We start from the raw sequence: 16,569 nt of genomic DNA, 5'->3' as shown, positions 1-16,569 counted from the left end.
GCCCTACTCCTGGGCCATGTCCACGAACCGGCTGTAGTGCAGCTGGTGCGCCACGGTCACGGTCTCGGTGGGACCGGCGCGGTGCTTGGCGAGGATCAGATCCGCCTCGCCCATCCGGGGGTCGTCCCGCTCGAACGCGTCGGGCCGGTGGATCAGGATCACCATGTCGGCGTCCTGTTCCAGGCTGTTGTGCATAACCACCGAGTTCGCCACGAAGTTGTGCGTACCGGCCACCGTCGCGTCGTAGACCGGCTGCTCACCGAGCGAGGTGATCTCGACGATCTCGTCCCAGCACACGTCGTCCGAGGGCGCTCCGTCCGGGGACACGTCGTTCCGGCGTGATCCGTCGTCGGCGACCGCTCGTGCCCGCCGATCGGCGGGGAGCGTGCCAACCCCTCCGGCGACCGTCCCCGGCTCGAAGGACACACCGGTTCGGGCGACCGGTGCGGGCGCCGTGCTCACGCTCTCCCGACTCGCGGCCCCCTGGTTCCCGACCTCCGGTCCGGTGATCTCACGGGCGAAGCGCAGCCGACTGTCGAGCCCGTCCAGCAGCACCTCCCAGCGGTCCGGCTTCGCTTCCGGGGAGGCACGACGTAGGCGGGAGTGGACGGTGAACCGCGAGAGCAGCAGTTGGAGCCCGTCGGCCAGCGCGCGGCCGGTCACCACGCATCCCCCCTGCCCGACGGGGACGTCGTCGGCGTCCGGCGTCTCCGTACCGGTGATCCCCCAGATGTGCCGCAGGAAGACGGCCAGCCGCTCCCGCGGCAGTGCGAACACCCGGCGCGGCACGTCGCCGCTGTCGAGCGCCGACCGTGCCAGCGAGACCACTTCGGACTCCGAGGCCGGTTCCGCGCCGAGCGGTTCCGGAATCCGCCCCGGCACCCCGACGTGGGCTCCCTCGGCCAACTCGCCGAGCGGGGTCCAGCCCCACGGGGTCAGCATCGGGTGATTGGCGGTGGCCTCGACCTCGCGACCGGACGCCAGCACGACGCGGAACGCCTCCTTGACGCCGCTGCTGAACACGTTCGTGATCGGTCGCGCGACCATCCGCCGCCGGTCGTCCACCGACCACACCAGCGGACGCTGCCCCTCGGCCATCAGCTCGTCGAAGGTGATCTCCGAACCGTCGTCGGCGCGCAGCAGCCGCGTCCCCCCGGTCAGACAGCCCGACTCACGCAGGTCGGACAGCTGCGGCTTGCGGTCGTTGCGCTGTTCCGGACCACGGTTGAGCTGCGAGATCGCCACCACCGGGATCTCCAGTTCCTTGGCGAGCAGCTTGAGGCTCCGGGAGAACTCCGAGACCTCCTGCTGTCGGGACTCGACCCGCTTGCCCGAGGTCATCAGCTGCATGTAGTCGACCACGATCAGCCCGATGTCGTTGCGCTGCTTCAGGCGCCGCGCCTTCGCGCGGATCTCCATCATCGTCAGGTTGGGCGAGTCGTCGATGAACAGCGGCGCTTCGTTGATCTCGCTCATCCGGCGCGCGAGACGGGTCCAGTCCTCGTCGGTCATCCGGCCACCGCGCATGTCGCCGAGTCGGATCCGCGCCTCGGCGGAGAGCATGCGCATCACGATCTCGGTGCGGCCCATCTCCAGCGAGAAGATGACGCTGCCGAGCCCGTTCCTGATCGAGGCGGCACGGGCGAAGTCCAGCCCGAGCGTGGAGTTGTGGGTCGGGATCATCGACCGGCTCGCGAGGTAGAGCCGGTCGGGCGAGTCGACCTCCACGCACCGCACCGGGACGCTCGCGGTGCGCCGCACGGCCCTGATCCCCCGTGCGCGACGCTCGCCGCCCCGCTTCCGCTTGTGCTGGTCGTCGAGTTCGGTGCGTCGGAAGATCTGGTCCTCGCCACTGTCGAAGACGACGAGAGTGGTGATCTCGTCGCCCGAGTCCGGGTCCACGGTGGCGGTGCACGGGTATCCCAGGGTGAGGACGAGTTCGCGAACCCGCACCGAAAGGGATTCGCGCACTCGCAGCAGCACGCGGCCGTCCTCACCCACGCTGCCCGCCGCGTCCGCGAGCCCCGCCAGCAGCGAGCGCCGTTGCTGCTGACTCCCGCGCAGGTATTCGGCGGGTACCTCGGCCTCGTGCCAAATTCCCAGCTCGGCCAGCTCGGCGGCGGTTTCCTCGTCGAGTACGACCCCGTCGTTCACGCGTACCAGGCCGTCCGGTTCCAGGTTGGCCAGTACGTCCTCGGCCACCCCGGACAGTTCGCCCGCCTTGTCACCCGCCGCCAGCCACACGCCCAGCAGGTAGGGCGCGACCGGCAGATCCCGCTGTGCCAGCGAGAACGGCCCGTGGTCGGGCAGCTCGACGTCCATCCGGTTACCGAGCCTGTCGCGGAGTCCGGCCGTGGTGCACACGGTGCCGTCCCGCAGGCTCCACTGGTGCTGCTCGTCGGCGACCACCAGCGTACCGTCCGAGAACTCGATCTCGTAGCAGTCGCGACCGTGCATCACCTCGGTGGCCGCGGTCACCCGGACCGGTCTGCCGTCCGCGCCGAGCAGCGTGTCCCCCACGGAAACCGCGCCCATGGTGGTCCAGCCCTCCGGAGTGGGCAGCGGTGTGTGCAGCGCCAGTGCCTTGCCCACACCGGGGCGCGCCGCGACGATGATCATCTGTCCCGGGTGCAGCCCGTTGGTCACGCCGTCCAGATCCACGAAACCGGTCGGGATCCCCTCCGACTCGCCGCCGCGCGAGGCGATGGCGTCGATCTCGTCCATCGTCGGCTGCAGCAGTTCTTCGAGCGCGACGTAGTCCTCGCTGGTGCGCCGTTCGGTCACGTCGTAGACAGCGGCCTGCGCGCGGTCCACGACCTCCTCGATCGCGGCACCCTCGGCACCGTTGTAGCCGTACTGGACGATCCTGGTACCCGCCTCGACCAGCCTGCGCAGTACCGCCTTCTCCGAGACGATCTCGGCGTAGTAGTTGGCGTTGGCCGCCGTGGGGACCGTCCGGAGCAGCGTGTGGATGTAGGCGCCGCCGCCGACCTTGCCGAGCTCGTTGCGCCGTTCCAGCGCGGCCGAGACCGTGACCGCGTCGGCGGGTTCACCCCGTCCGTACAGATCGAGAACGCACTCGTAGATCACGTGGTGTGCGGGACGGTAGAAGTCCTGTGGTTGGAGTACCTCGACGACGTTGGCGATGGCGTCCTTGCTCAACATCATCCCGCCGAGCACCGACTGCTCGGCGGCCACGTCCTGCGGTGGTTGCCGTTCGAAGCCCGCGCCGGGGTCACCATCGTTCTCGTCGGGGGGCGGTTCCGCTCCGCGCTCGTCAGCCAACGCCACGGCTTACTGCCACCTCCTGGACGCAGAGTCCGGCCCCGAGGCACGGGCCGAGTTCCGACATACGCGTCACCGTGCCGACCCGCTGGGGTCGCCGGGTCACGAGTCGTCGCGGCAAATAATCGCGGAGACATCGACAGCGCCCGGTTGGTCGCGCCCCGGCGTGTCGCGGGTGCGTGCTGTCATGTCCGTGATCTCGAAGGTGCCCACATCTTACGTGACCCGGTTCGGCACCGAGTCGATTCGAAGGGGCTGTGGAAAAGTCGGGGGACAACTGGCCGAGCGGAATGAGACACACGTGTCCACCCGACGACGCGCGTTGTGGACAAACTGGGGGACAACTCTGTCGTAGCAGTTGTTTTCGCAGCGCACTTCGCAACGAAAACCCTGTGGACAGGTTGTGGACAGCTTGTCCGTCCGTGACGGATGCGAAACGTCCGTCCCCAACCGCGGTGTGCTACCGGTGCGGAAAAACGGTGTAGGAACGGAACCGAGCCGGTTCCGCGCGGCCTGCGTACGCCACCGCCGCGCGGAACCGCGGTGAATGATTCAGCCGCCCGGGGTGACCTCGACGTGCATCGAGGCGTAGACGTCGGGGTGCAACCGCACGCCGACGGCCATCTTGCCCAGCGACTTGACGTTGCCCTTCAGTTCCACCGAACGCTTGTCCAGGCTGGGGCCACCCGCCTGACGCACGGCCGAGACCACGTCGGACTCGGTGATCGAACCGAACAGCTTGCCCTTCTTGGAAACCTTCTTGGAAAGCCGCACCATGCCCATGTTCTGCAGCTGTTCCTGCAGCTCCCGGGCGTGCTCCAGGTTGCGGACCCTGCGGTTCTCCTGCGAGCGACGGATGGTCTCGACCTGCTTCTGCGCACCCTTGGTGGCCAGGATGGCCATGTTCTGCGGCAGCAGGTAGTTACGGGCGTAGCCGTCACGTACCTCGACAACGTCACCCGAGGCGCCGAGACCGCTCACGTCCGAGGTCAGAATGATCTTCACGGCGTGTCTCCTTTCAAAGCCGAACCGAGGTCACCCCGGCCCCGTCGTCGACCGGCACCGAAGAGCCGGCCGCTTTCCCGTGTGTGACCGAGCGTGCGACCGAGTTCCCGAATCCGGGCAGCGCGAGGTCGCGCCCTGACGGTCCGGGTCTCCGTCGTGAATCGTGCACACGTGGGAGCGCGGGGCGGTGGCGAGAATCCCGGTTTTACCGGGCGGTCGAGGTGTACGGCAGCAGCGCCATCTCGCGGGCGTTCTTGACCGCGATGGCGACGTCCCGCTGGTGCTGACTGCAGTTGCCTGTCACACGCCGTGCCCGGATCTTGCCGCGATCCGAGATGTACTTGCGCAGCAGCCCGGTGTCCTTGTAATCGATACTCAGTGCGTTCTGGTCGTCACAGAAGGCGCAGACCTTCTTCTTCGGCTTGCGCACGGGCGCCTTGGCCATGTGCTTGCTCCTTCGAAGCGAGCGAGAACTCCGTAATGGACTTTTGGTTCGGCCGCGCGGTGGGCACGACTCCGGGGCGCACCGGCCAAGGCCGGTCGGTTCCCGGGCGTCGAAAACGCCGCGGCCACGGCGGGACGGTTCGCCCGGTCACCGGGTGACCGTGCTCGTCCCGCCCGGATCAGAAAGGTGGCTCGTCGCTGAAACCGCCGCCGGAACCGGCCGGGGGTGCCGAACTCCAGGGATCCTCTCCACCGGAGCCGCCACCGGAACCACCGCCGCGGCTGATCTTGTTGACCTTCGCCGTGGCATAGCGCAGCGAGGGGCCGACCTCGTCGACCTCCATCTCGACCACGGTGCGCTTCTCGCCTTCCTTCGTCTCGAAGGAGCGTTGGCGCAACCGTCCCTGCACCACCACGCGCATGCCCCGGGTGAGCGTTTCGGCGACGTTCTCCGCGGCCTGCCGCCAGATGTTGCAACGCAGGAAGAGGGCCTCGCCGTCCTTCCACTCACCAGCCTGGCGGTCGTAGAACCGCGGCGTGGACGCGACGGTGAAGTTCGCCACCGCCGCACCGGAGGGAGTGAAGCGCAGTTCCGGATCGGCTGTCAGGTTGCCGACCACTGTGGTTACGGTTTCACCGGCCATCGCCTGTGGACTCCGTCTCTGTGCTGAGGTCGGATGGCTGTGCAGCTCGTGGCACGGCGATCAGGCAGAGGTCTCGGCCTTGCCGCGGCTCGCCGCCTTGGCGCTGGCGCGGGCCAGACGGGCCTCCTTGCGCGGCTGCACGATCTTGCGCAGCATCTTGGTGCGCAGCACGTTCTCGCTCAGGTTGAGCTGGCGGTCGAGCTCGTTGACCGAAGCCGACTCGGAGTTCAGATCCACTACGACGTAGATGCCCTCGGAGCGCTTGTCGATCTCGTAGGCCAGCCTGTTGCGGCCCCAGACGTTGATGTTCTCGATGCTGCCACCGTCGTTGCGGATGACCTTGAGGTAGTTCTCCAGGGACGAGGCGACATTCCGCTCGTCCAGGCTCGGGTCAAGAATGACCATGAGCTCGTAATGACGCATAACGACCACTCACCTCCTGTGGACTTACGGCCGCGGACTCTCCGCGGCAGGAGGGTCGCCAATGCCGGGCGATCCGGTACAGCGTAGCAATCCGGCGAATCGGCCGGTGACCTGGGTATCCCGAGTGCCACCCGGTTGTCCGGTGCCGGTTCCGCGTGACGAGTGGTGCTTTCGCCTGACGACGCGAACGTTCCCCCGCACTCGTGAGCGCGGACGGCCGAAAGCGGGACGTATCAGGCTCGGCGCAGCACCCACGTCCTGATGAGCGCGGCGGTCACCCCGGCCAGTGAGACAGCGGCCAACAGCACCGGCAACGCCACGCGCTCTCCGGAACCGGTGGGCAGCGCCTGCGCGCTTCCCGCTTCGCGCACCCGGTCCTGCTGGTTGTGCTCGTCGTCGGTTCGCAGGTCACCGGTGGCGGGTTCTCCACCGGACGTCTCGCCGAACCGACTGTCCGACCACGGCGGCAGCGACCCCGGCACGTAAGCGTACTCGGAAGGCGCCACTTGTTCGGCGGACCCCGGGGAGTAGTTCGAGTCCGGCCCGCCCGCCTGCCGCCGCGGCTGGTCGTCGGTCGGTTCCGTGGTGGGATCACCGCCACTGCCGGAACCGGGCGCGTCGGGGTTCCGCTGCTCGTCACCGGAGGAGCCCGGATCCGGGGATTCGGCGGGCGGGGTGGTGCTCGGCTTCTCCGGGGTGGTGCTCGGCTCGGTCGGTTCCGGCTTCGCCTGGCCCGGCACGTTCACGCCACCCAGGCAGGTGACCGCGAGGTTGCCCACGTGGAAGTTCATCGCGTCGCCGCGATCCTCGACGGCGGGCAGACCGGCGATGCGATCCGCCAGCGCGTCGGCCAGTGCGGAACCGGAGAAGTGCTGTTCCTCGGCTGTCACTTCGCCGATGTCGATCGGCGCCGTTCGCAGGAACTGCTGGTGGATCCGGTCTATCCGGTCGAAATCGAGCGGAAAGGTCAGCCCGGCCGCGTCCTTGACCCGGGAGTCCAGCGCACGGGGGGAGACCACGATCGGTTGCCCGTACTCGGTGCTCGTCACGTCCTCGGTGCAGGTACCGATCACCACCGGATCCGCCGCGGCGGCCACACCGCCACCCAGGAACCCGCTCGTCGCGACCACGGCGCTCGCCGCCGTGGCAGCGGCGGCTCGCCGCAACGCGGCGGGCGCCCGTTTCCGGGAGTCGACAGTGGATTCCCCGGTCGGGTGGTCATCGCGCTGACTGCTCATACACGTACCCCTCACTCCGTGCGCGCTCTCCGGGCGCCCGCCGTCGTCTCGCGGGTGGGCGGTTCGCGGAGATCGAAGCCCTCACCCTGGTTAACGCGTGAGTACGGTCACGGTAACGCCATAGTGTGAAACCGTTTCGAATCACCTCCGCCGTCCCACTCGTTCACCGCCCCACCCCCGGTGGGCCGAGCTCCCACCACTCCCGTAGGCGGCACCGCCGCGGGTTCTCGCGGGCGGCTCTCGCGAGGACGGTCCCGACGTGGCGTAGTAGTTACTCGATGTCGGGGCACCCGCAGCGAGAGCCGTGCGCGAGGTTCCGCCGAGGAACCACCCACGCGACTTACTCCGTGGGCAACTCCTAAGCTCGGGGTATGCAGATCGGTGCCCATGTTCGTGACGACGATCCACTGACCGCCGCGAGCGAACGCGGCGCCGAGGTCGTGCAGTTCTTCCTCTCCGATCCACAGGGCTGGAAGGCTCCGCAACCGCATCCGCAGGAGGAACAACTCCGCGAGTCCGAGCTGCGGGTTTTCGTGCACTCGCCCTACGTGATCAACATCGCCTCGCCGAACAACCGCATCCGCATCCCCTCCCGCAAGTCCGTGCTCTCGCAGACCGCGGCGGCGGCGCGGGTCGGGGCCGAGGGAGTGGTGGTGCACGGTGGTCACGTCACCAAGGACGACGATCCGGCCGAGGGAGTGGCCAACTGGCGCAAACTCTTCGAGCGTCAGGCCGCCGAGGGCGGTTTCGAGGTTCCGGTGCTGATCGAGAACACCGCGGGCGGCGCCAACGCCATGGCGCGCGGGTTCGACGACCTCGCCCGGCTCTGGGACGCGGTCGGCGAGTTCGGCGCGGGATTCTGCCTGGACACCTGCCACGCGTACGCGGCCGGTGAGGACCTCGTCGGCATCGTGGAGCGGGTCCGCGCCATCACCGGGCGTCTCGATCTGGTGCATCTCAACGATTCGAGGGATCCGTTCGGGTCCTGGCGCGACCGACACGCCAACGTCGGTTCCGGCACCATCGACCCCGAAGTGCTGCGCGAGGTCTGTGCCACGGCCGATGCCCCGATCGTCGTGGAGACACCCCCCGAGGGGCAGGCCGAGGACATCGCCTACCTCCGTGGTTGAATTCCCCCGGCTCGGGGACATCGGCGGTTTCGCGTGAAATCGACGCCGGTCGGGCCGAGTCTCCCCAGTCGGAGGACCGGGACCTCGATTCTTGTCCGGGAGCGAGCGTGCGTGACCGATCGGTGAGACGGCGAACGGCCGGACTCTCCGCCCTGGCCCTGACGGCACTGTGCGTGCTGACCGGAATGACCATGCTGTTGGGGTACGCGAACAAGGCCCGCTGCACCGGGCCCGAGTTCGACGAGTCCGGCGTCTCGCGCTCCGACGTTTCGGCACGCAGCTCCCGCTACGTCTGCTACTCGGACCTGCAGTACCTGTGGAACGCGCGCGAACTCGACGAGATGGGTTTCCCCTACGCCACCGGCGGGATCACCGATGATGGGGAGCTGTACGGCAGCGTCGTCGAGTACCCGGTGCTGATCGGGGTGCTGGTGTGGCTGGGGTCGCTGTTCGTGCGGACCGACGCGGGTTTCCTGGCCGCCTCCGCGCTGTTGTTCGCCCCGTTCGGACTGCTCACCGCCTGGTGGCTGGGACGGCTGAGTCGCTGGCGGGCGCTGTGGTGGGCGCTCGGCCCGCCGTTGGTGCTCTACTCCTTCCACAACTGGGACCTGGCCGCCGTGGTCTGCTCGGTGGGCGCCATCTACGCGGTCCATCGCTACCGTGCCACCGGGCTGCGACGGCCGGCCCTGCTGGCGGCCGTGCTGCTGGGGATCGGTGCCGCCTGCAAGCTCTACCCCGCGATGTTCGCGCTGCCGCTGGCGCTGTACGTACTCACCGGCGGCGCTGCCGGTGCCCGTGATGCTGCCGGTGCCCGTGATGCCGCCGATGGCCGTATCGCGGCCGTTGCCCGTGATTCCGAGGTGCGCCACGGCCGGTTCGACATCGGTGGCGCGTTCGGGGTGCTCGGCACCGCACTGGGAACTTTCGTGCTGGTCAACCTGCCGTTCGCGGTGATCGGTTTCGAGGGGTGGGCGGCCTCGTTCCGGTTCCAGCTGCGGCGCTCGGTGGACCTGACCACCAACTCGGTCTGGTACTGGGGCCTGCGACCGCTGATGACGGAGGACCGGTTCGAGTCCCTGGTCGGGGTGCTTTCCCCCCTGCTGGTGCTCGCCTCGTTCGCGCTGGCCTGCGCGGTGGGGATGCGCCACTGGTCCCGTGGCGGGGCCTTCCCGTGGGTGGCGGTGTCGGCCGCGATGCTGTGCGGTTTCCTGCTGCTGCACAAGGTGCACTCCCCGCAGTTCGCGCTCTGGTTGCTGCCGTTCCTCGTGCTCGTGCCGGTGCGTACCGGTTGGGTGATCGCCTACCTGCTGGCCGACGCCGCCATGGGGATCGGGTTCTTCCGCTGGATGTATCTGATCAACACCGACCAGCCCTTCGCCGTCTACGAGTCGTTCGCGGCACAGGCGGTGATGATCGGAGTGTGGGGACGCGCGGCGCTGCTGGTCGGGTTGTTCGTCGCGTTTCTCGGGGCTTCCGGGTTCAGGTTCCCCGGGAGTTCGCCGCCACGGGCGGCAGCCGATCGGGATCCTCGCCCCGCCTTCGCCGAATAGGCAGCACGAACCGATCGGGGGCATCGTCCAGGAACCCGCCGTGCGGATCGGAACCGGGAACCCGGCGTACCTTGTCCAGTTCCGGGCGCAGGATCTCCCGCACGATCAGCACGCAGATCAGCACCACCACCGCGTCGCGGATCACGACCGCGCCCAGGAACCAGCCCTCGGGCAGTCCATTGTTGGCGGGGCCGAGGAAGTAGTACATCCGCGGTGCCCAGACCGCCGCGTCGATCAGCATCCACGTCACCAGCAGCCGCCAGCGCGGTATGGCGAGCACGGCCAGCGGCACCAGCCACAACGAGTACTGCGGACTCCACACCTTGTTGGTCAGCAGGAACACCGCCACCACCAGGAAGCACAGCTGCGCCAGCCGTGGCCGTACCGGTGCGGACAGCGCCAGCGCTCCGATCGCCGCGCATCCCAGCAGCAACAGCACGAGACTCACCGCGTTCAGCACCGTGGGAGTCTCGTTCGGCCCCAGTGGACCGTCGAAACCCGCCCAGTCGCCGAAGTGCATGACCACGTTGTACAGCGAATCAGGGTCGGCGGGCCGGGTGCTGTTCAGCCGGAAGAACTCCCACCAGCCGCGCGGGAACATGATCATGATCGGCAGATTCACCGCCAGCCACGCGCTCAGCATGGCCAGCAGGGCGCGCAGCCCTTCGCGGATGCGTCCAGAACGCAGGCACAGCACCAGGATCGGGCCGATGAGCAGCAGCGGATAGAGCTTGGTCGCCGCGCCCAGCCCCAGCAGCACCCCGGCGAGCGCCACTCGCTTACGGGACCAGGCGAGCAGTGCGGTGGTGGCCAGCGCGGTCGCCAGCGCGTCGAAGTTGGTGAAGGCGTGCACGAACACCAGCGGGGCGGTGGCGGCGAGAGAGGCGTCCCACGCCCGGAATCTACACAACCGGTATAGCGCCCAGACGGTCACCAACCAGGCCGCGGCCAGCCAGAACGCGCTGATCTCGAAGTAGACCGCGCCCTGCACCGTGGCGGGCAGCAGCCCGTGGGATGCCAGCGTCATCCAGCCGTCGGTCAGCCGCGCGTTGGCCCACTGGAACAGTCCCGTGAGCACCGGATACTCCATGTAGCGGACCTGCTCGCGGGGAGTGCCCGGATCGTCCACCCAGGACGTCTTGTAGGGGAACGCCCCGTCCGGCGCCAGGTCCCCGGCTCCGTAGCGCGGGATGAGGTCGGTGTAGCACAACGCGACGTACTGCCGGTGGTCGCGCCAGTCCAGCCGGGGGCCGTCGGTGGTTTCGTAGGTCTGCGCGCAGGGAGCCTTGAGGAGCCAGCTCGCCGCCAGCAGCAGTACCGCCAGCAGCAGGATCACCCGCAGCGGGGTCCAGAACCACTGCCTGCCCACCTGGGCATGAGCGCCGAGCCGCCCGCCGAACAGGCCGCTCAGCCTGATCGCCAACGGTTCCGTCCAGGTAGGAGCTACCCGTCGGGCCCTGGCGAGCGAAGCGCTGTCCACCCGCGCCGCTCGTTCGGGGACCGCGGTGAGCGGTTCGGCTCCGGCCGACTCCGGAGCACCGTGGCGTTCTTCGCCGACCCCTTCGGCGAGGTCCCGCTCGTTTCCCGCTCGCTCGGGCTGCTCCGGCTCGGACACGGTCCGCATGTTACGGAGCCCTCGCTACGAAGAGTGCGACCGGTTCGTCGAACCGGTCGCACTCTTCGCTGGATTCGAGGTATCGGTGCCCTCGGCCCGCCGTGCGGCCATCCCCACGAGCTCGCGGGAACCACGGAGTCGCAGGGCGCCGCGTCAGGTGTTCGGACGGTCAGTCGGGACCGCGGGCGCTGTTCTCTTCATTCCCGTTGCCCTGCTGGTCCGGCTGCTCCTCCTCGGAACCGCTCGGGTCCGTCGGATCGTCTTCGTCCTCGCAGTCCGAGAACCAGGGGTTCTCCTGGCACTCGTCGTTCTGGTCCGAGCTCTCCCCGCCCCCTTCCGACGGAGGGAAGTCGCTGGGGCCGGTTTCGTCGGACGGCACTTCGTCGGACGGCGATTCATCGCTCGGGGGAGTCTCCGACTCGTTCTGCTCCTCGTCCGGGGACTCCGAGCTCGGTGGCGGGGGAACGGTGAACTGGCCGATCGGATCCGGCTCCTGGAACTCCTCGACCTGCTTGCCCTCCAGGTAGGAGTTCATGAACTTCTGCCAGATAGCGCCGGGTTGGTCGGCGCCGTAGATGTCCCCGCCCGACGCGTCGGTCAGCGGTTGTCGCGAGGTGGTGTTCTTGTTGAGCACGACCGCCGTGGAGATCTGCGGGGTGTAGCCCACGTACGAGGCGGTGGCGTTGTGTCCGCCGATCTCGCCGAGCTGGTGCGTACCGCTCTTGGAGGCCACCGGCCGGTCGCCGTTCAGATCGAGCCCGTACCCCTCGGCCACGTCCCGCATGCTCTCGGTCACGTTGGCGGCGATGTTGGCGCTGCGGGTGGAGCTGTCCCCGAAGGCGGTCTCGGTCTTGGGGGAGAAGTCCTCCTTGACATCTCCGTCCTTGTCCACGACCTTCTCGACCAGGAACGGCTCGGCCCGCTCCCCGTCCGCCAGCCCGCCGTAGCCGTTGGCCAGGCTGACCGTGCTCATCGGGTAGGCGCCAAGTGCGATGCCGAGGTTCGTGTTCCCCTCGGAATTGGCGAGCACGGGCACGGTCTCGCCGTTGTTGTTGACCTTCTCGCGCGGGATACCGGCCTCGTAGGCCGTCTCGGCCACGCTCTGCGGCCCGAACTCGTTGGCCATGTTCAGGAACGCGGTGTTGACCGACTCCTCGGTGGCCTCGCGCACACCGCAGCGCTCCGGATCGCTGCCGCAGTCGACCCCGGCCGCGTTGCCGTACTCGGTCCCCGCGATGGTCTGATCGTCCGAACCGTCGTAGGTCTCCCCGATCCCGTTACCCTGCTTCAGGCCGGTCGCGGTGACGAACGGTTTGAACGACGAGCCCACGGGTTGGCGTTCCTTGACCCAGTCGTAGCCCTTGTTGCCCGGGGAGTAGGCCCGCACCGCGCCGGTCTCGGGATCCACGGCCGCCAGGGCCGGATTGATCTCCTCGGGTTGGTCGGCCATCACCTGTTGCACCGCATCGCGGGCGGCCTGCTGGGCCTGGCTGTCCAGCGTGGTGACCACCTGCAGGCCCTGGCTGGTCAGCTCGTCCTTGGTGTAGTTGTGCTCCTCCAACTCCTCGACGATGCGCCGCTGGATGTGGATCTGCGCCGTGGTGGTTTTCGGCTGCCACGCGAACATCTCCCGGGTCTGCGGCATCTGCAGGTTCTGGTACTCCTGCTGGCTGATCCAGCCGTTCTGCTTCATCTGGAGGGTGACGTAGTCCCAGCGGTCCTTGGCCCGCTTGGCGTCCACCTGGGGATCGTTGCCTCTGGGCAGCTGCACCATCCCGGCCAGCACGGCCGACTCCGAGGCGTTGAGCTCGCTCGGGGCCTTGCCGAAGTAGGCCTCGGCCGCGTTGTCGATGCCGTAGGCGTCCCGGCCGTAGTAGGCGGTGTTGAGGTAGGCCTTGAAGATCGTTTTCTTGTCGTACTGGTTGGTCAGCTTGAACGCCCGCACGATCTCGGTGAACTTCCGCGTGACGCTGTGGTCGTCCTTGCCCGTGCTCAGCTTGATGTACTGCTGAGTCATGGTCGAGCCGCCGCCCTGCCCGCCGGAGAGCTGGTTGTAGACGGCGCGGCCGATGCCGGTCACCGAGAATCCCGGGTTGCTGTAGAAGTCCGCGTCCTCGGCCGCCATGGTGGCGTGCCGCATGTCCGCCGAGACCTCGCTGAGGTCGTCGATGAGCACGCGCTCATGCTCCTCCGCCGACGAGAACTTGTTCAGCACGCTGCCGTCGGAGTACTTGACAACCATGCTGGCGTTGTAGTTCTTGGCGACCTTCGACGGTGGGGTGACCTCGAAGGTGAAGTAGCACCAGACGAATATCGCGCCGGGCACCAGGATCCCCAGCGCCGCCGCGACGTAACAGGTACGCCGCAGACCGCGCCAGATCCTGCGCCTGCCGCGTTTCTTGCGGGCGAGGGCCGTCATGTCGTCGTCATCCGGATCGTCGGGATAGTCGAGTTCGTCGTCGAACCCCTCGTTGAAGTCGTCGTAGTCGTCGGGGTAGGGATCCGAGTCCGAGTAGTAGCTGTAGCCGCCCTGCGAGGCGCGGTGCGTGATCAGCCCCGGATCGCTGTCCGGGGGCGAGGACTGCTCGGCGCGGGTCACACCGAACTCGGCGGAGTCGTCGGGCGATTCGGACCGGGCCGAAGCCGTCGCGTCGGACTCCCCACGGGAGTTCGACGCGTCCCGGGAGTCGCCGGTGGTTCCCCCGGGACCGCCGGAACCGGAGGAAGCCGCGGCACCGGCGGCGGCGCCTGCCATGCCCCCGGCAGCCGCACCCGCGGCACCCGCTGCCTTGCCGCCGGTGGGCCGGTGTTCCCTGGTCGGTTCGTCGCCACCGCCGGGAGCCGCGTTCGGCCCGTTCACGGAAGCTATGTGCTGGGTCGGTGCCTCACCCGGATCGTTCGGGTGTTGTCCGGGACCGGCGTGCCCGGGAGGTGGGCCCTGCGGAGCTCCGGGTGGTGTGGTCTTCCTGGTCGGTACTTCGTCCGGACTGCCGCCCTGTTGGGGACCGGCACCCTGTGGGGGGCCGGCGGGGTTGCCCTGCGCGCCGCGTCCGCCGGGATTGCCCGGGGGCGGAGCGGGTGCGCCGGAGGGCGGCCTGCCGGATGCGTCCCGGGGCGTTCCCGAACCGTCCACGGCCGGATGCCGCACGGTCGCGTCCGGGTCGGCGGCCGGCCGTTGTTGACCACCGGGTGGCGGGGGTGGTGGTTGCTGACCACCCGGCCGCTGCTGCGCGCCGGGCCACTGTGCGGTGGCGTCCTCACCGGGCCACTCCTGACCACCCTGCGGTGGCTGTTGGCCTGGCCCGCCCTGCGGCGGACCTCCGGCATGCGGCTGCGCCTGTCCCTGCGGCTGGGCCTGTCCCTGTGGTGGCGCCTGTCCTCGTGGTGGTCCGCTCTGCGGCGGAGGCGGTGGTTGTTCGGAAGCGGGCCCGGGCGGTAAGTATCCCCCGTCGGGACCCTGTTGTCCGGGCCGCTGCGGTGCCGGTGGCGGCGGGCCTCCCTGCGGAGCGGAGGGCTGGCCGCTCTGCTGGCCACCCGGCCAGCGGTGCTGCGGTGGTTGTTGTCCACGGGACGATTGTGGTGCCTGTGGTGGTGGCGGCGCCTGCGGTGGCGGCGGCTGTCCCCCGCCCCGCTCGGGTGGCGGTGGGGGCTGGTTCTCCCGCGGGGGCTCGTTGTGCTGCCCGGCCTGCTCCCCCTGCTGATCCGTATGGGGCGGTCGGCCGGGTTGCCGTCCGCGCTCCGGCTCCCGGTCCTCGGCAGCCGGCTGCCTGTGGCGGCGGCCGTCTTCGGACCGGTCGTCACGCTCGTCACTCACGAGAAGTCGTCCTCCGGGACAGGCGTCAACACGGACGCCGTGCGATGCGTTCACGTCGGCGGGTGCCACCGGCCGTGGCCGATGAGGCTACTTGCTCACTCGGCCACGGTCCTGCGTCCCCGACCGCGGCCGTGGTGGCCCCCGGTTCCGAGGACGTATGACTGCACCAGGTGGTTCCAGTTACATGTACGACAAACCTCGACGACGAACACATTGAACTCTTCGAACATGGTGGCCATACGTGCCAGTTCCGCGTTGCTCCGGGCCGAATTGTCGGCGTGTTTGAGCTGCTCGCCGAACACCCAGGAGACGTAGGTCACGCGTTCCTTGCGGCACACCGGACAGATCACGTCACTGGGCTCACCGTGGAACTTGGCTGCCTGCAGCAGGTACGGTCCCGCGTCGCAGACCTCCTGTACGCCCACCCGGCCAGCATGGAGTCGCGCGAGCAGCGACCGACGCCGCAACGCGTAATCCACCACTTGCCGTTGGGTCCGCACGCCCTCAGCGTACGTGTCCTGTGCCCGGGCTCAATTGGGCCGTTCGGGGCAGCCCCCTGGCGGGGTGTCTCCGAACCACCGGCGGTGGCCGTGACACGGCGGATCGGGTCGGTGAAAACCGGTCCGATGGTGCGGTGGTGTCGTTTCGGTCCCGGCCCGTGGGACGCCAACCGGTGAGAACGGTCACGGGTCCGGTGCTGCCGCTCCGGTTGCCCGACCGGTGATTCGGCGGTGGCGAGGACTGTAGTGCTCCGATATATCGGGACGATATAATCATCGCCGGGTGCTGCTCGACTGGGCTTCGTTCCGCGAGAGGAGGGCCGGTGCTCGAACTCGCGGTGCTCGGACTGCTGCACGAGGCGCCGATGCACGGTTACGAGCTGCGTAAGCGACTCCAGGAGATTCGTGCGTTCTCCTGCGGAACGGTTTATCCGACGTTGCGCCGGATGCGTCGCGCGGGGCTGATCGAGGAAACCCAGGAGGCGCAGCAGGGGCAGGAGGCGCAGCGCTCGCGGCGGGCTCGACGTGTCTATCGTCTCACCGAGTCGGGGCGGGAGCGTTTCGTCGAGTTGGTCGAGGACTGCGGGCCACGAGCGTGCCAGGACGAGGCGTTCGACGTGAGGCTGGCTTTCTTCGCACGAACACCGGCACCGGTCCGGATGCGGATTCTGGAGAGCCGCCGTCGGCGCGTGGAACAGCGCCGGGAAGGGCAACGGGCGATCCTGACCAGAGCCGACGAGCAGTGCGACCGGTACACGGCGCAACTGCACCGCCTGGGCCTGGATCACAGCGAGCTGGAGGTTCGCTGGTTGGACGAGCTGATCGCGCACGAGCGGGCCGAACAGGGAGCCGAGCGGCCCGCGGGTGTGGGTGACCGCCTCGACCGAGGCTTGGACAGGGACACGACGAACGGGACATGAC

The 16,569-nt window shown here is 68.7% G+C and carries 12 protein-coding genes; 3 read left to right on the top strand and 9 right to left on the bottom strand.

The window, feature by feature from the left end; all coding sequences use genetic code 11:
- Positions 1-3: 3 nt before the first annotated feature.
- From dnaB to J2S53_RS14595, 6 genes are all read right to left on the bottom strand, one after another.
- Complete coding sequence (dnaB, locus tag J2S53_RS14620; protein WP_456241423.1) at positions 4-3,291, bottom strand: replicative DNA helicase; 3,288 nt, start codon at positions 3,289-3,291, stop codon at positions 4-6.
- 546 nt (positions 3,292-3,837) lie between these two features.
- Entirely contained in the window at positions 3,838-4,290 is a 453-nt protein-coding gene (gene rplI / locus J2S53_RS14615; protein ID WP_092626635.1) for a 50S ribosomal protein L9, read from the bottom strand.
- Between the two features lie 205 nt (positions 4,291-4,495).
- The gene (rpsR, locus tag J2S53_RS14610) at positions 4,496-4,735 is read right to left on the bottom strand and encodes a 30S ribosomal protein S18 (RefSeq protein WP_092928741.1); all 240 of its coding nucleotides are present in this window, start codon (positions 4,733-4,735) and stop codon (positions 4,496-4,498) included.
- A gap of 178 nt (positions 4,736-4,913) precedes the next feature.
- Positions 4,914-5,378 (bottom strand): single-stranded DNA-binding protein, encoded by a 465-nt coding sequence (locus tag J2S53_RS14605; protein ID WP_092977131.1) that lies wholly within the window; start codon positions 5,376-5,378, stop codon positions 4,914-4,916.
- 60 nt (positions 5,379-5,438) lie between these two features.
- On the bottom strand, positions 5,439-5,801 hold the full coding sequence (gene rpsF / locus J2S53_RS14600; protein WP_092977129.1) for a 30S ribosomal protein S6: 363 nt from the start codon (positions 5,799-5,801) through the stop codon (positions 5,439-5,441).
- A gap of 233 nt (positions 5,802-6,034) precedes the next feature.
- Complete coding sequence (locus J2S53_RS14595) at positions 6,035-7,039, bottom strand: hypothetical protein (RefSeq protein ID WP_456241422.1); 1,005 nt, start codon at positions 7,037-7,039, stop codon at positions 6,035-6,037.
- Between the two features lie 371 nt (positions 7,040-7,410).
- On the opposite strand from J2S53_RS14595, the gene J2S53_RS14590 reads away from it, so the two are divergent.
- Positions 7,411-8,169: a deoxyribonuclease IV gene (locus J2S53_RS14590; protein ID WP_456241421.1), complete on the top strand. Its 759-nt coding sequence runs from the start codon at positions 7,411-7,413 to the stop codon at positions 8,167-8,169.
- Between the two features lie 185 nt (positions 8,170-8,354).
- Complete coding sequence (locus tag J2S53_RS14585) at positions 8,355-9,719, top strand: hypothetical protein (protein WP_456242799.1); 1,365 nt, start codon at positions 8,355-8,357, stop codon at positions 9,717-9,719.
- On the opposite strand, the gene J2S53_RS14580 is transcribed toward J2S53_RS14585, so the two are convergent.
- The 3 genes from J2S53_RS14580 to J2S53_RS14570 form a co-directional block, all read right to left on the bottom strand.
- Positions 9,649-11,199, bottom strand: a complete 1,551-nt coding sequence (locus J2S53_RS14580) for a glycosyltransferase family 87 protein (RefSeq protein WP_456242798.1) — start codon at positions 11,197-11,199, stop codon at positions 9,649-9,651. The genes J2S53_RS14585 and J2S53_RS14580 overlap by 71 nt on opposite strands.
- Positions 11,200-11,503: 304 nt before the next feature.
- On the bottom strand, positions 11,504-15,148 hold the full coding sequence (locus tag J2S53_RS14575; RefSeq protein WP_456241420.1) for a transglycosylase domain-containing protein: 3,645 nt from the start codon (positions 15,146-15,148) through the stop codon (positions 11,504-11,506).
- A 95-nt stretch (positions 15,149-15,243) separates the two neighbouring features.
- Entirely contained in the window at positions 15,244-15,648 is a 405-nt protein-coding gene (locus tag J2S53_RS14570) for a DUF5318 family protein (protein WP_165400725.1), read from the bottom strand.
- A 323-nt stretch (positions 15,649-15,971) separates the two neighbouring features.
- On the opposite strand from J2S53_RS14570, the gene J2S53_RS14565 reads away from it, so the two are divergent.
- A complete protein-coding gene (locus J2S53_RS14565; RefSeq protein WP_456241419.1) occupies positions 15,972-16,568 on the top strand; it encodes a PadR family transcriptional regulator in 597 nt (198 codons plus the stop codon).
- The last annotated feature ends 1 nt before the right edge of the window (position 16,569 follow it).

It is taken from the genome of Actinopolyspora lacussalsi (assembly GCA_030803735.1).
Classification (GTDB): Bacteria; Actinomycetota; Actinomycetes; order Mycobacteriales; family Pseudonocardiaceae; genus Actinopolyspora; species Actinopolyspora lacussalsi.
This window is presented reverse-complemented; position numbering and strand designations above follow the sequence as displayed.